Origin of the sequence: Poseidonocella pacifica, from assembly GCF_900111875.1 — a bacterium.
Taxonomy (GTDB): domain Bacteria; phylum Pseudomonadota; class Alphaproteobacteria; order Rhodobacterales; family Rhodobacteraceae; genus Poseidonocella; species Poseidonocella pacifica.
This window is the reverse complement of the sequence record NZ_FOJU01000001.1, coordinates 393522-408410: the sequence shown is the minus strand read 5'-3', so window position 1 is coordinate 408410 and position 14889 is coordinate 393522. Positions and strand designations below refer to the sequence as shown.

15 protein-coding genes and 1 tRNA gene are annotated in these 14889 nt (G+C 62.9%); 9 read left to right on the top strand and 7 right to left on the bottom strand.

Annotated features, from left to right (window positions below; all coding sequences use genetic code 11):
* The first annotated feature begins 58 nt into the window (after positions 1–58).
* The 3 genes from BM234_RS01940 to BM234_RS01930 all read left to right on the top strand — a co-directional run bounded on the left by BM234_RS01940 (position 59) and on the right by BM234_RS01930 (position 4534).
* The gene (locus tag BM234_RS01940; RefSeq protein ID WP_092060094.1) at positions 59–1063 is read left to right on the top strand and encodes a ligase-associated DNA damage response exonuclease; all 1005 of its coding nucleotides are present in this window, start codon (positions 59–61) and stop codon (positions 1061–1063) included.
* Complete coding sequence (locus BM234_RS01935; RefSeq protein ID WP_092060092.1) at positions 1060–2649, top strand: ATP-dependent DNA ligase; 1590 nt, start codon at positions 1060–1062, stop codon at positions 2647–2649. The genes BM234_RS01940 and BM234_RS01935 overlap by 4 nt, the downstream gene beginning before the upstream one ends.
* 64 nt (positions 2650–2713) lie before the next feature.
* Positions 2714–4534, top strand: a complete 1821-nt coding sequence (locus BM234_RS01930; RefSeq protein ID WP_092060090.1) for a M3 family oligoendopeptidase — start codon at positions 2714–2716, stop codon at positions 4532–4534.
* A 324-nt stretch (positions 4535–4858) separates the two neighbouring features.
* Here BM234_RS01930 and BM234_RS01920 read toward each other — a convergent pair whose 3' ends face one another.
* The 4 genes from BM234_RS01920 to BM234_RS01905 form a co-directional block, all read right to left on the bottom strand.
* Positions 4859–5170: a DUF4389 domain-containing protein gene (locus BM234_RS01920; RefSeq protein ID WP_092060086.1), complete on the bottom strand. Its 312-nt coding sequence runs from the start codon at positions 5168–5170 to the stop codon at positions 4859–4861.
* Positions 5167–6141 (bottom strand): Gfo/Idh/MocA family protein, encoded by a 975-nt coding sequence (locus BM234_RS01915; protein ID WP_092060084.1) that lies wholly within the window; start codon positions 6139–6141, stop codon positions 5167–5169. The genes BM234_RS01920 and BM234_RS01915 overlap by 4 nt, the downstream gene beginning before the upstream one ends.
* A gap of 220 nt (positions 6142–6361) precedes the next feature.
* Positions 6362–7258: an RNA polymerase sigma factor RpoH gene (gene rpoH, locus BM234_RS01910; RefSeq protein WP_092060082.1), complete on the bottom strand. Its 897-nt coding sequence runs from the start codon at positions 7256–7258 to the stop codon at positions 6362–6364.
* Positions 7259–7473: 215 nt separating this feature from the next.
* Entirely contained in the window at positions 7474–8505 is a 1032-nt protein-coding gene (locus BM234_RS01905; RefSeq protein ID WP_092060080.1) for an RluA family pseudouridine synthase, read from the bottom strand.
* On the opposite strand from BM234_RS01905, the gene BM234_RS01900 reads away from it, so the two are divergent.
* Positions 8504–8803, top strand: coding sequence for a DUF6476 family protein (locus tag BM234_RS01900; protein ID WP_092060078.1), 300 nt, complete (start codon positions 8504–8506; stop codon positions 8801–8803). The genes BM234_RS01905 and BM234_RS01900 overlap by 2 nt on opposite strands.
* Here BM234_RS01900 and BM234_RS01895 read toward each other — a convergent pair.
* Positions 8804–8880, bottom strand: a tRNA-His gene (locus BM234_RS01895).
* Between the two features lie 178 nt (positions 8881–9058).
* Between BM234_RS01895 and BM234_RS01890 the strand changes: the two genes are divergently transcribed.
* Positions 9059–10216, top strand: coding sequence for an N-acetylmuramoyl-L-alanine amidase family protein (locus BM234_RS01890; RefSeq protein WP_175501177.1), 1158 nt, complete (start codon positions 9059–9061; stop codon positions 10214–10216).
* A 69-nt stretch (positions 10217–10285) separates the two neighbouring features.
* Positions 10286–11410: a peptide chain release factor 2 gene (gene prfB / locus BM234_RS01885; RefSeq protein ID WP_092060074.1), complete on the top strand. Its 1125-nt coding sequence runs from the start codon at positions 10286–10288 to the stop codon at positions 11408–11410.
* 122 nt (positions 11411–11532) lie between these two features.
* Here prfB and BM234_RS01880 read toward each other — a convergent pair whose 3' ends face one another.
* On the bottom strand, positions 11533–12111 hold the full coding sequence (locus tag BM234_RS01880; RefSeq protein WP_092060070.1) for a biotin transporter BioY: 579 nt from the start codon (positions 12109–12111) through the stop codon (positions 11533–11535).
* A 106-nt stretch (positions 12112–12217) separates the two neighbouring features.
* Here BM234_RS01880 and BM234_RS01875 point away from each other — a divergent pair, with 106 nt between their 5' ends.
* Positions 12218–12871 (top strand): SDR family NAD(P)-dependent oxidoreductase, encoded by a 654-nt coding sequence (locus BM234_RS01875; RefSeq protein WP_092060068.1) that lies wholly within the window; start codon positions 12218–12220, stop codon positions 12869–12871.
* 5 nt (positions 12872–12876) lie between these two features.
* Here the strand turns inward: BM234_RS01875 and BM234_RS01870 are convergent, their stop codons facing one another.
* Complete coding sequence (locus BM234_RS01870) at positions 12877–13254, bottom strand: VOC family protein (protein ID WP_092060066.1); 378 nt, start codon at positions 13252–13254, stop codon at positions 12877–12879.
* Between the two features lie 180 nt (positions 13255–13434).
* On the opposite strand from BM234_RS01870, the gene surE reads away from it, so the two are divergent.
* Both surE and BM234_RS01860 read left to right on the top strand, forming a co-directional pair.
* Positions 13435–14217: a 5'/3'-nucleotidase SurE gene (gene surE / locus BM234_RS01865; RefSeq protein WP_092060064.1), complete on the top strand. Its 783-nt coding sequence runs from the start codon at positions 13435–13437 to the stop codon at positions 14215–14217.
* Positions 14214–14855, top strand: a complete 642-nt coding sequence (locus tag BM234_RS01860) for a protein-L-isoaspartate(D-aspartate) O-methyltransferase (RefSeq protein ID WP_092060062.1) — start codon at positions 14214–14216, stop codon at positions 14853–14855. The genes surE and BM234_RS01860 overlap by 4 nt, the downstream gene beginning before the upstream one ends.
* Positions 14856–14889: the final 34 nt, after the last annotated feature.

Below are 14889 nucleotides of genomic sequence, written 5' to 3'. Positions count from 1 at the left end.
GGTTGAGGGCCCGACAAGCGGGCTGGCCCGCGGGCGCGGCAACGCTATCCTTACCGGGATGGACCCGGTTCTCAGCTTCACCGATCGCGGCATCTATTGCGCTGCTGGCGATTTCTACATCGACCCGTGGCGCCCGGTCGATCGCGCCCTCATCACGCATGGTCACGCCGACCATGCGCGCTCCGGTCATGGCGCCTATCTCGCAACGCGGGCCGCCGCCCCCGTCATGCGGCACAGGCTCGGGGATATCGCCCTCGACGAAATAGACTTCGGCGAACGTCGAATGATCGGCGGCGCGGCGGTGTCCTTCCACCCGGCGAGCCACGTACCGGGATCGGCCCAGATACGGGTGGAGGTCGGCGGACAGGTCTGGGTCGCCTCGGGGGACTACAAGATCGAAAACGACGGGCTGTCCGAACCGTTTGAGCCGGTCCCCTGTCACCACTTCATCACCGAAAGCACCTTTGGCCTGCCCGTGTTCACGTGGGCCCCCCAAGCCGACATCGCGGCGCAGATCGACACCTGGTGGGCGGATTGCCAGACGAGCGGGCGAACCCCGCTGCTCGGAGCCTATGCGCTGGGCAAGGCGCAACGGCTTCTGACGATGCTCAACCCGGACAGAGGCCCGATCCTGACCCACGGCGCGGTGGAAAATACCAATGAGGTTCTGCGCGCGCAGGGTCTGACGCTGCCCCCGACCCACCGGGTCACCCCCGACCTGGCGCCAAAGGAGTATCCCGGCGCGCTCGTCCTCGCCACGCCCTCGGCGTTCGGCACCCCGTGGGCCCGTCGTTTCGGGCCGGTTTCCACCGCGTTTGCCAGCGGCTGGATGCGGCTGCGGGGCGTGCGACGACGTCGCGCCGCCGACCGCGGCTTTGTCATATCGGACCACGCTGACTGGACCGGCCTGCTCTCCGCGATCAAGGAAACCGGCGCAGAAAATATATACGTCACACATGGTTATACGGATATCTTCACAAAATACCTCAACAGCGCCGGATATACCGCCGCCGTCGTCAGCACCGAATACGAAGGCGAAGTGGTCGAGGAGACGGACACATGAAGCGATTTGCCGATCTCTTCACGCTTATCGACCAGACGACCCGGACCAATCCCAAGGTGGACGCGCTTGCCGCCTATTTCCGCGATGCCCCGGACGAGGACAAGCTGTGGTGCATCGCCATCTTCACCGGTCGTCGCCCCAAGCGCGCGGTGACGACCACGCGGCTGCGGGAATGGGCCGCCGAGCGGGCGGGTATCCCCTTGTGGCTTTTCGAGGAATCCTACCCCATCGTCGGTGATCTGGCGGAAACCATCGCCCTGATCCTGCCGCCGCCGGCGCAACGCTCTGACCAATCCCTGTCCTACTGGATCACCTATCTGCGTGAGATGGCCGCGATGCCCGAAGAAGGGCGCAAGGCCGCCGTTCTGGATGCGTGGGACAGGCTTCAGGCGACAGAGCGGTTTCTTTTCAACAAGCTGATCACCGGCGGGTTTCGCATCGGGGTCAGCCAGAAGCTGATGACCCGCGCCCTCTCCCGCGCCAGTGGCCGGGAGGAGCCTGAACTGGCCCATCGGCTCATGGGGGATTGGAGCCCTGACACGATCTCCTATCACGATCTGGTGGAGGCAGAGGACGCCGCCGCGGACCTCTCGCGCCCCTATCCCTTTTACCTCGCCTATGCGCTGGAACAGCCTCCCAAGGATCTGGGCGCGCCCGCAGATTGGCACGCGGAATGGAAATGGGACGGGATCCGGGGCCAGATCGTTCTGCGCGGCGGCGTGCACCACGTCTGGTCGCGCGGGGAGGAGTTGATGACCGACCGCTTCCCCGAGTTTGCGCGCCTCACCGATTTCATACCTGACAACACCGTTCTGGACGGAGAGATCCTCGCGTGGCGCGACGGCCCGATGGGGTTCAACGCCCTGCAAAAGCGGATCGGGCGCAAAACGGTGCCCGCAAAACTGTTGAAGGACGCGCCCGTCCTGCTTTATGCTTACGACCTGCTGGAATGGGACGGCAAAGACATGCGCGCCCAACCCTTCGGGGATCGTCGAAGAATTCTTTGCGATCTCGTGACGCCCCTGTCCGACACGGCCCCCATACGGCTTTCCCCCGAAATTCCGTTCGATACTTGGCAAACTATCGAAACGGCGCGTCTGACCGCCCGAGAAGAAAGCGCCGAGGGCGTGATGCTCAAACGCCGCGACAGCCCCTATCTCGCCGGGCGAAAAAAGGGCGATTGGTGGAAGTGGAAGCTCGATCCCCTCACCGTCGACGCCGTGCTGATCTATGCCCAGCAGGGTCACGGCCGGCGCGCCAACCTCTTCACGGATTTTACCTTCGCGGTCTGGAAAGGCAACGATCTCGTGCCCTTTACCAAGGCCTATTCGGGCCTGACGGACGAAGAATTCCGCAAGATCACCGCGTGGGTGCGCAAGAATACCCTGCAACGTTTCGGGCCTGTCCGGCAGGTCCGCCCCGAGCATGTCTTTGAAATCGCTTTCGAAGGTATCCACGAAAGCCCGCGCCACAAGTCCGGTATCGCCCTGCGCTTTCCCCGGATGGCGCGCTGGCGCCACGACAAGCCGCTGGCAGAGGCCAATTCGCTGGACGACCTGCACCAATTGCTCGACACCTACGGCTAGTCACCCTTGAACCGCACCGTTCGGGGGCCCTATGTGTCATTGACCGTATTTTCAGGAGATCCGCATGCTGCACCTGCCCTTCCCCGTCCAAGACGCCAACGCCGGTTCCGGCGACAAGGGTTTCGGCGACTTGCCCGAATGGGATCTGACGGATCTCTACCCCTCCGAAGACGCGCCCGAATTGCGCGCCGATCTCGACTGGTTGGAAAAAGAATGTTCGGCCTTTGCCGAAGCGTATGAAGACAAGCTCGCCGATCTCGACGCCGCCGGTCTTTATGAATGCGTGCAGCGCAATGAGAAGATCAACAACATCGCCGGGCGGATCATGTCCTTTGCCGGGCTGCGCTACTATCAGCACACGACCGATGCGGGCCGCGCCAAGTTCATGTCCGACTGTCAGGAGAAGATCACCCTCTTCACCACGCCGCTCGTCTTTTTCACGCTGGAGCTTAACCGGCTCGACGACGATGCGCTGGACCAACACTTCGCCTCGCATTCCGAACTGGCCCGCTACAAGCCGGTGTTCGACCGTATCCGCGCGATGAAGCCCTATCAGCTTTCCGATAAGCTGGAAAAATTCCTTCACGATCTTGGCGTGGTCGGGGATGCTTGGGAAAAGCTCTTTGATGAGACGATCGCCGGCCTCACCTTCTTTCTCGACGGCGACGAATACGGCATCGAGGGCACGCTCAATTTCCTGACCGATCAGGATCGCGACAAGCGCGAGGCCGCCGCCAATGAATTGGCCCGTGTGTTTGGCGAGAACATCCGCACCTTTGCCCGCGTCCACAATACGCAAGCCAAGGAAAAGGAGGTCATCGACCGCTGGCGCGGAATGCCCACGCCCCAGACCGGGCGCCACCTGTCCAACGATGTGGAACCCGAGGTTGTCGAAGCGCTGCGCAACGCGGTGGTTTCGGCCTATCCCCGGCTCTCGCATCGCTACTATGAGCTCAAGCGCAAGTGGCTCGGCCTCGACCGGATGCAGGTTTGGGATCGCAACGCGCCGCTGCCCATGGAAACGCAAAAGACCGTCGGTTGGGACGAGGCGCGCAAGATCGTGACCGATGCCTATGCCGGCTTTGATCCGCGCATGGCCGATCTCGCCGAACCGTTCTTTACCGATGGCTGGATCGACGCGGGCGTCAAACCGGGCAAGGCCCCCGGCGCCTTTGCCCACCCCACCGTCACCAACGTGCATCCCTATGTGATGCTCAACTATCTGGGCAAACCGCGCGATGTGATGACCCTCGCCCATGAGCTTGGCCACGGCGTGCACCAGCGTCTGGCCGCGCCGCAGGGCGAAATGCTCTCCTCCACCCCGCTGACCCTCGCCGAAACCGCTTCGGTGTTTGGCGAAATGTTGACCTTCCGCAAACTTCTGGAAACAGCGAAGGATCAGAAGGAGCGCAAGGTCCTGCTCGCCGGCAAGGTCGAGGATATGATCAACACCGTCGTGCGCCAGATCGCCTTCTACGATTTCGAATGCAAGCTGCACGAGGCGCGCCGCGGCGGGGAATTGACCCCCGATGACATCAACGCGATCTGGATGTCGATTCAGGCCGAAAGCCTCGGGCCGGCGTTCGATTACATGGACGGGTATGAGACCTTCTGGGCCTACATCCCGCACTTCGTCCACTCGCCCTTCTACGTCTATGCCTATGCGTTCGGCGACGGCCTCGTGAATGCGCTCTATGCCAATTACGAGGAAAACCCCGAGGGCTTCCAAGAGAAGTATTTCGACATGCTCAAGGCGGGCGGGTCAAAGCACCACAAGGAGCTTCTCGCCCCCTTCGGGCTCGACGCCTCCGATCCCAAGTTCTGGGACAAGGGCCTGTCGATGATCGAAGGATTCATCGACGAGCTAGAGGCGATGGAGGACTGATCTGCACCGCAATCAGCATGAGCGAACGGATTGGCGCGCCCGGCTTGCCCGGGCCCGTCTCCGCGTTCGCCGCAACGTGCCGCCGGGTCTACGGCTCGTGCTTGGGGTTCTGCTGATCTTCGGCGGGATCCTCGGCTTTCTGCCGATTCTCGGATTCTGGATGATCCCGCTGGGCGTCGCCATCGCCGCGATGGATGTCCGCCCCATGCGTCGCCGGTGGAAAAGGCCCCCCGCCAAGGATGACCAGAGTCACACAGATGTATGACGCAGAGTCATACGGATGTCATACAAAAGTCATACCCACTTTTCAAAGGCTTACGCGGTTCAGTCCAGATCGCTCCAGGGCCAGGGTTTCTCCTCGCTGCCCCCGGTGAGATACCGCGCCGCCTTGGCGATCCACACCCCAAGGTCCAGCCCGAAATCCGACACCCGCTCATTGGGCCGCTTGTGCACCAGCATGACCACGTATTGGATCACCGTCACCACGATGAGCACCGTCTGCGCAAGGTTGATCATTACGAGGATCAGCACCGAATAGATGAGCCGCAGCAGCATCCCGTCCCGCGTTTCCGGCTCATCCCGTTCGCCGTGAACGCGCCCCTCCAGAGGGTCGTGGTTCCGCTCTTCCCCGCTCATGTCTTCGCCGCCGCAAAGACCATGTCGATCATCGCCTGCGTCCCCTTGGAGAACTCCAGAGGACAGGCATAGCGATCACCGTTCAACACCGTCTGGTTGAACGCCTCGACCTGCATAACGTACTGATTTACGGCGGGAAACCGCTTCTCCTCAATGCGCATCTTGGTGCGGTGAAGCTCCACTCGCGCCTCGCCAAAGACCCCCGCATTGAACGGGGCCGTCATCCGGATAAGGCCTTTTTCCCCGTGGAATTGCATCTCCTGATGGGCGAACATGCGCATCGAATTTATCGCGTGATAGCGGAAACTCGGGAAGCGGGCGGAGACCTCCGCATAGACGTCCACACCGTTTTCCCAATCAAGGTCCGCCCGCGTCACCTCCTCTGGCTCCTCCCCGGTCAGGAACCGGGTGCAGCCATAGCTATAGACGCCGATATCCGGCACCCCGCCCCCGCCGAGCGCGGGATTGAGCCGGATGTTTGCCGTATCCGCGGAATTATCGTATGAAAACACACCCCTGACCGACAAAAGCCGCCCGATCTCCCCCGCATCATAGAGCGCTTTGGCGTACTGCCACTGGGGGTGATGGACGATCATATAGGCCTCGGCCGCGTGCAATCCGGTGGCGTCACGCCGGGCAATGATGGCGTCGAATTCCTCCGCCTTCATCGCCAGCGGTTTTTCCACCAGAACATGCTTGCCCGCGTCCAGCGCCTTGAGCGCCCATTCCACATGCAAGACGTTCGGCAACGGGATATAAACCGCGTCGATCTCGGGGTCCGCAAGCAGCGCGTCATAGCTTTCATGCGCGCGCAGATGCGGGAACCGCTCCTTGAATTTTGCAATCTTTTCGGGGCTTTGCGTGGCAATCGCCTCCAAACAGCCGCCGCTCGCCGCGTGGAGAGCGGGCCCCATGTGCTCAAACGCGAACTTCGCGGCGCCAATGATACCCCAACGGACGTGTCCGGCCATGTCGTGCTCCCTCTTGATCCTCGCGCGCAAGAGAACCCGTTTTTCCCGCCGGGTGCAAGCGGGCCTCACCGGAAGCGAGCCACGTTCGGCAAGGGATTTGGCACTGGGAAAGGTCAAACGACAAAGCCCGCGCCGCAGGGCGGCACGGGCTTTCGTGTATGGATCGAATTCGGGCTCAGTCCGCGGAAATCACAGGAAGGTTCCGGGTGAGATCAAACCCTCAAACCTCTGCCATCATTCCATTTTCCGCAGCAAGCTCCTTCATCCGGGCCTGTAGTTTTTCAAACGCGCGCACCTCGATCTGGCGGATGCGCTCCCGGCTGACCGAGTATTGAACCGACAGGTCTTCGAGCGTGACCGGCTTGTCTGACAATCGCCGCTGAGTCAGGATATCACGCTCACGGTCGTTGAGCACATCCATGGAGCTGGAGAGCATTTCCCGGCGGGCCTCAAGCTCATCCCGAGCCTCATAGTCGCCCGCCTGATCGGCGTCCTCGTCCTCAAGCCAATCCTGCCACTGCATCGAGCTTTCATCATCGGACCCGATGGTCGCGTTGAGCGAGGCATCGCTCCCCGCAAGACGGCGGTTCATGCTGATGACTTCGGCTTCGGTCACGCCCAGATCGGTGGCGATCCGCTTGACGTTATCGGGGCGAAGATCGCCTTCCTCCAGCGCGCCTATCCGGGCTTTCGCCTTGCGAAGATTGAAGAAAAGCTTCTTCTGGCCGGACGTGGTGCCAAGCTTCACGAGGCTCCATGACCGCAGGATATACTCTTGGATCGACGCTCTGATCCACCACATCGCATAGGTGGCCAGACGAAAGCCTCGCTCAGGATCAAAGCGTTTCACCGCCTGCATGAGGCCCACGTTCGCCTCGGAGATCACCTCGGCCTGCGGCAGCCCATAGCCGCGGTACCCCATGGCGATCTTGGCCGCGAGCCGCAGGTGCGATGTGACCATCTTGTGGGCCGCTTCGGTGTCCTGTTCCTCGACCCACCGTTTGGCGAGCATGTATTCTTCTTCCGGCTCAAGGAGCGGGAATTTTCGGATTTCCTGAAGATACCGGTTGAGGCCACCTTCCGGTGACGGAGCCGGTAGATTTGCAAAGTTGGCCATTCTGCCCTGTTCCCTCTTATGTATAACCGCTTAACATAGAGCTAGGATCGAACAAACAATGTTACAAGTCCCAGCTAGCGGATCGACGCAACACTACCGCGCGCAGTTCCACCTCTAAAGAGAGATTTCAGTGCGTTCACGCGCATGTGCCCGGGCCATTTTGCAGACTTGGGATTGAATAGGGGGGCGATCACGCCCCGTAATCGCGCCTTGCACTAGGGCGCAGCGGCACCCCTGAAGGCATCGAGAAGCGCGACCATGTCCTCTGGTAAGGGGGCCTCGAAGCGCAAGGCCTCCCCCGTCACGGGATGCGTGAACCCCAGTGTCGCGGCATGAAGCGCCTGACGGCCAAACGCGGCCGCAGCCTCGACTGCCCCCGCTCCGATCGCTTTTTCTGCCAGCTTTCTTCGGCCACCATAGGTAGGATCGCCGATCAGCGCATGGCCCGCATAAGTCATATGCACACGGATCTGATGGGTCCGGCCTGTCTCCAGCCAGCATTCCACCAACGCCGCTGTTCCTGCGAAGCTCTCTACCAGACGCGCGCGGGTGACGGCATGACGTCCCCGCTCGAAAGTAACCGCCTGACGCTGACGATCGGTCGGGTGGCGATCAAGCTGGGTAACAATGCGCAGCACCTGCCCCGATTCGAAGGCCACGCCGCGCAACCCGCGAAGCCGCGGGTCCGCCGCGTCGGGCACCCCATGAACAACTGCGCGATAATGGCGTTCGACCGTGTGGGCCGCAAACTGCTCAGCCAACCCGTGATGCGCGCGATCTGTTTTGGCGACCACGAGCAGCCCCGATGTATCCTTGTCGATCCGGTGCACGATACCGGGTCGCCGCGCCCCACCGACCCCGGACAGGTCATCACCGCAATGGTGCAACAGCGCATTGACGAGCGTCCCGGAGGGAGAACCGGGCGCGGGATGCACCACCATCCCGGCGGGCTTGTTCACCACCACCAGATCGGCATCCTCATGGATGATGGTCAGCGGAATCGCCTCGGGAAGCATGTGGCTCTCGGCGGCAGGGGCAAGGGTCACGGCGACACGATCCCCTTCGGCCACGCGGGCCTTCGGCTCCATCGCGGTCACGCCGTTCACTGCGACCGCGCCTTCCGCGATGAGCTTGGCAAGGCGGCTGCGCGACAGGGCGGCCTCCTCTGGCACATCGCGGGCCAGTGCCTTATCAAGCCGGGACGGCGGATCGGCCGCTATGATGAATTCCACGCAGGAAGCCGACATGGACGAGACCCCTATTTCGCCTGAGGATGCCGCCACTCTGCGCTTCCTGCGCAGGCTCGTGACGACCTTGACCTCGGTGATGATCGTGGGGGTCATAGTGCTGATCGTCCTGCTTGTCATCCGCTTACCGGAAGTTCGCGTTACCTTGCCCGAGGCAATCGCACTGCCCGACGGAACGAGGCCTACAGCCTTTACCCGAGGGCCCGACTGGTTCGCGGTGGTCACGGCAGAGGACGAGATCCTGATCTACGATGCTAACGGTGCCTTGAAGCAGCGGATCGAGATCGAAGGAGAGTGATGGTACCGCCTCCCCGGCTTGAACGGGGGACCCCTGGTTCCACAAACCAGTGCTCTAACCAACTGAGCTAAGGCGGCACACAATCCCGAGTGTGCAGGATTGGCGGAGCATATGCCAGAAGGTTTGCGCGCATGCAACCCGCCAATCGCCGCTTTTTCGCTCATAAGGCGCCCTTCCCCGAGGAACCGTTTGCACCTAGGCTCGTGGCGATTGAAAAGCCTGCGACAAGACAGGCTCGCCAGCGGGGATCGTGCAGTGTATCGCCTCCTATTGTTACTCTTGGCCGCGCTCTGGACAGGGCTTGCCGCGCCACTCGTCGCCGAATCCGCGCGGATCGATCCGGCCCGCACGGAGGTGCAGCAGCTTTGGCGCGGCGTGGAGATTCGGATCGGGCTGAGTCGCGGCGTACCCTATCGCGCAGTGTTCCATCAGGGGCCGCCCCGCATCACCTTCGACCTGCGCGATGCTGACCTGACCGCGTTTGATCAAGTTCAATTGCAGGTCAAAGACATCACAAGCACGCAGGTAGAGCCCGCAGGCACCGGCTGGGCGCGACTCACCATGTATCTGGCGCGCCCGCTCCTGCCCGGCGACATCTCCATGTCGATCAACGAAGATGGCTCCGCGCAACTTATCGCCATCTTGCGCCCGGCGAGCGAGGCCGCCTTTCGCGACGTCGCCCTCCCGGCGCAAGAGACGCCCGAACTGCCCGCCGATCCTCCCCCCTTCCGCGTCGTGATCGACCCGGGCCACGGGGGCCACGATCCGGGCGCCGAATATGGGCGGGTCCCTGAAAAGACGCTGATGCTGGCCATGGCGCGGGATCTGGCGGCAGCTTTGCCAAAGGCCGGCGCAGATATTGAGGTGGTTCTTACGCGGGACAGTGACGTGTTTGTCGGGCTGGAGGAGCGTTTGCGGCGCGCACGGGCCGCCGGAGGGGGGCTGTTCATCTCGCTACACGCCGACGCCGTGACCGAAGGCGAAGCCCACGGCGCCACCGTACACCTCCTGTCGCCGTCCAGTCGTCAACGGGCGAGCCAGCGCCTCACAGAGCGCCATGACAGAAGCCATCTCCTAGAGGGACACGATCTCACCGGGACGGATGACCGCGTGGCGCATGTCCTGCTCGACCTCGCCCGCCAAAGCACGTCGCCACGTACCGAACGGCTGGCCCGGGGCATCCTTACCGAACTGCGTGCCGCAGAGCTGGCCGTGAACTCCCGCCCGATACGCCGCGCGGGCTTCTCCGTTCTGAAAGCCGCCGACATGCCCTCCATCCTGCTGGAGCTGGGTTTCCTCTCCTCCGAACGGGATCGCGCCGATCTCAACGATCCGGCGTGGCGTCAACGGATGGCCGCCGCGATTGCGCAGGCCGTCACGGTGTGGGCCGAGGCCGAAGACGCGGATCGCTGAGCGCCATCTTGTTCCGGGCCGCACGGCTTGGTATCAGGGCGGCCTGACAAGCCAAAGAGCGGGACCCAAATGCGCGCAGAGATCCAGACCTTCGTGACCGAGATCGAGAAATCCTTGGACCTGTTGGCCCAGCGGATGGACATCGAGACGGCGCAGCACCGTCTGGAAGAATTCAACGCGCGGGTGGAGGATCCCACCCTGTGGGACAATCCCGAAGGCGCACAAAAGCTTATGCGCGAACGACAGGCGTTGCTCGATTCCATGGAAACGCACCGCTCCATCAAGCAGGATCTGGCTGACAATCTCGAACTGATCGAGATGGGCGAGATGGAAGACGATGCCGAAGTCGTCACCGATGCCGAAGGCGCGATCCGCGCGCTGCGCGACAGGGCCGCCGAAAAGGAGTTGGAAGCGCTGCTTGATGGCGAAGCGGATCCCAACGACACCTTCCTTGAGATCAATGCCGGGGCCGGTGGTACGGAAAGTTGCGATTGGGCGTCGATGCTGGCGCGGATGTATGTCCGCTGGGCCGAAAAGCGCGGCTACAAAGTCGAATTGCAGTCAGAAAGCGCCGGCGAAGAAGCCGGTATCAAATCCGCGACCTACAAGATCACCGGGCACAACGCCTATGGCTGGCTCAAATCCGAGTCGGGTGTTCACCGGTTGGTGCGGATTTCCCCATACGACAGCGCCGCGAAACGGCACACGTCGTTTTCCTCGGTCTGGGTCTATCCAGTCGTCGATGACAACATCGAGATTGAGGTGAACCCCTCCGACATCCGCATCGACACCTATCGATCCTCCGGCGCGGGCGGTCAGCACGTGAACACCACCGATTCGGCGGTTCGCATCACGCACATGCCGACCGGGATCGTTGTGACCTCCTCGGAAAAGTCCCAGCACCAGAACCGCGATATCGCGATGAAGGCGCTGAAATCCCGGCTCTACCAGTTGGAGCTTGATCGCCGGAACGCAGAGATCAACGCAGCGCACGAGGCAAAGGGCGATGCCGGTTGGGGCAATCAGATCAGGTCCTACGTTCTGCAGCCCTATCAGATGGTCAAGGATCTGCGGACGAACCACGAAACCTCCGACACCAAGGGCGTTCTGGACGGAGATCTTGATCCCTTCATGGCCGCGACCCTTGCCATGGATGTTGCCGGCAAGAGCCGCGCAGACGCTCAGGCCGGATAACGAGACAACGCGTTCCAAGAGGCCCACCCCGTTGGGCTTTCGCAAAAGTCGTTGAAAACCTCGCAACAAAAAAAACGCCGCCCAACCGGGCGGCGCTCTTCGTATCGGCCTAGCAAAAGCGCTTAGCTTTGGCGGCGCGACGATAGGGCTTTCCAACCACCGGTCACGATAAGTGCCACGATTACCAGCTTCACGAGATCCCCCAGAAGAAAGGGACCTGCGCCCCAAGTCCAGACCTGCTCCCATGCGGCGCCGGTCAGCAGTTTGAGTTGCACCAGACCCGGCAGGTACAGCGCGGCGTTGGCCAACATCAGCGCGGGGATCAAGGTGACGAGGCGGCGGGACAGGCCCCGGTCCGCAGCGAAGCCGGCCAGCGTGGCCGCGATCACGAAACCCCAGATATAGCCGCCGGACGGCCCCATGAGATGCGCGAAACCCGCGCCACCCTTGGAAAACACCGGAAGGCCCATCGCGCCTTCGGCGACATAAGCCAGAAGCGCCAAGGTCCCCATCCGCGCGCCAAGCGTCGCGCCGACGAGCAGCACGGCCATGGTTTGCAGTGTCATGGGCACGGGAAAGAACGGCACCGTGATCTGTGCGGCGATGGCCACGAAGAAAGAGGCGGCGAGCACCAGCGCGGCTTTCGCCCCGAGAGCCTCATACCCCAGCAGGGCCTTGCCCAGAACCGTATTGCGCGTCATTGTCGGTGCCTCCTGTTCAATCAGCATTTGGATGACTTTTTCGCCGCGGAGCAGCAAAAGTCAAGCGGGGTTGCCTACGCCGCGATAAAGTGGGAATTGCCGCATCATGACAGAGCAAGCCAAGACCGTCGCCCTCGTAACAGGGGCATCCCGTGGTTTCGGGGCCGCCCTCGCCGAGGCGCTGGCGCCCGCCTATCACATCGTCGCCGTCGGCCGCACGACCGGCGCGCTCGAAGAACTCGACGACCGGATTCGCGCCAAGGGTGGCACAACCACGATCGCGCCTATGGACATCACCAATCGCGATGCGATGGCCACGCTCTGCAGAGGCATACATGATCGCTGGGGCACATTGGCGCTTTGGGCCCATACGGCGATCCATGCCGCCCCACTGGCCCCTGCGGCGCATCTTGACGCCAAGGACTGGAGCAAATCCCTGTCGGTCAACGCGGATGCAGTGGCCATGCTCATTCCCTTCATCAGCCCCCTTCTGGGCACAGAAGGAGAGGCGATTTTTGTGGACGACCCGCGCGCCGGGGAGAAATTCTTTGGCCACTACGGCGCGACCAAAGCCGCGCAAATGGCCTTGGCCCGCAGCTGGCAGGCCGAAACCACGCGAACCGGTCCGCGCGTCCATATCCTTGCCCCCGCTCCGATGCCCACGGCAACCCGCGCGCGCTTTTTCCCCGGAGAGGACCGCAGCAAGCTGGCTGATCCCGCACAGGAAGCGGCCCGGCTCCTTCGCGCCATCGACCACTAAACCGCTCAGAGCGGGGCGAAGATATCCACGAGATACCCGTCGGGGTCGCGCAGCGTCGCATATCGCTGTCCCCAAGGCGCATCGAACGGGGCGATCGCGATAGCCCCTCCCATCGCCCCCGCGATCTGATCCACCTCGGCCGCGCCGTCACATAGAAGGGCGAATTGCGCGTGATTGGCCGGGCGCGGCACGTCTCCGATCAGGTCCTCGGCAAGCTTGGCCGCGTCGATCATGAGGCGTACTCTCCCCGCGCCGGTTTGAGCCTCCACATGCCGGTCCTCCGCGGACCACGGCGCGAACTCAAAGCCCAGCCGCTCATAGAACGCGACGCTTGCCGCCAAATTCCGCGCCGTCACCCCGACCGCATCCAAACGTATCGCCATGCTGCTCTCCCTCACGATGCACGGCCAGCCTATCTGCACCACCGACATCGCGCCAGTTTGAACCTCGACCGCACAGGCCTTGGGCGCGAAGGCCACGCAGGGCCAAACTTTACAGTGCCCGGCTTGCCGCGCGCGCCGCTCTCCCCTATGCACCCAACCTAGGCAATACAGGGAAAACCCATGCGCATTCTGGTCACCAACGACGACGGCATCAATGCCCCCGGCCTTCGGGTGCTCGAAGCCATCGCGCAGGAGATCGCGGGCGCGGATGGCGAAGTCTGGGTGGTTGCCCCGGCGTTCGAACAGTCCGGCGTCGCCCATTGCATCAGCTATACCCGGCCCATGATGGTCTCCGAACTGGCTCCGCGCCGCTGGGCCGCTGAGGGCAGTCCGGCAGATTGCGTTCTCGCGGCCGTGCACGACATCATGAAGCAAAGCCCGCCCGACCTCGTCCTTTCTGGTGTCAATCGTGGCAACAACTCGGCGGAGAACGCGCTTTATTCCGGCACTCTTGGCGGCGCGATGGAAGCCGCGCTTCAGGGCCTGCGCGCCATCGCCCTGAGCCAGTATTTCGGGCCCGCCATGCGCGATCTGGACGACCCGTTCGAAGCCGCTGCCGCTCACGGGGCCGAAACCGTTCGCCGCCTGTTGGACCGGGCACCGTGGCACGGGGAGGATTACCGCCTCTTCTACAACGTCAACTTTCCCCCTGTCGCAGCCGCCGATGTCCTCGGTCTCAAGGTCGCGCCGCAAGGGTTCCGCCGCGATATGGGCTTTGGCGTCGAGCCGGTCATATCCCCCTCGGGGCGGCGCTTCCTGTGGATCACCGGCGCGCCGCAGCAACAGCCCACGCATCCCGGCACCGATGCCGCCGTCAATCTCGACGGGTACATTTCCGTCACGCCCATGCGCGCCGATCTCACCGCGCACGACATCCTCGAAGAGCTGACGGCCATCGAATGAGCGACGAAGCGGAACGGCAGATGCAGTTTCTCTATGCCCTGCGCTCGCGCGGGGTGACCGAGGCGCGCGTGCTCCAGGCAATGGAAAAGATCGACCGCGGCGCTTTCGTCCGGGGGATCTTTTCTGAGCGCGCCTATGAAGACATGCCGCTGCCCATTCCCTGCGGCCAGACCATCAGCCAACCTTCCGTCGTCGGCCTCATGAGCCAGGCGTTGCGCGTCAACCCACGCGACAAGGTGCTCGAGATCGGCACCGGCTCCGGCTATCAAGCCGCGATCCTCGGGCAACTGGCCCGCCGCGTCTATACGATTGACCGTCACCGCCGCCTCGTAGCCGCAGCGCAAGAAGTGTTCACCGCCCTCGGCCTCGCCAACATCACGGCCTTCGTCGCCGATGGCAGTCACGGCCTGCCCGATCATGCGCCGTTCGACCGGATTCTCGTCACCGCCGCGGCGGAGGACCCGCCCGGCCCGCTCTTGGCCCAACTCAAGATTGGCGGTATCATGATCCTTCCCGTGGGTCAGTCGGACACGGTCCAGACGCTGATCCGCGTGACGCGCCATGAAACCGGCTATGACTACGAAGAATTGCGACAGGTGCGGTTCGTCCCCCTTCTCGAAGGGCTCGGCCAGGATTGAACCGCCACGATGACCACGAGCCCCGGACAACAGG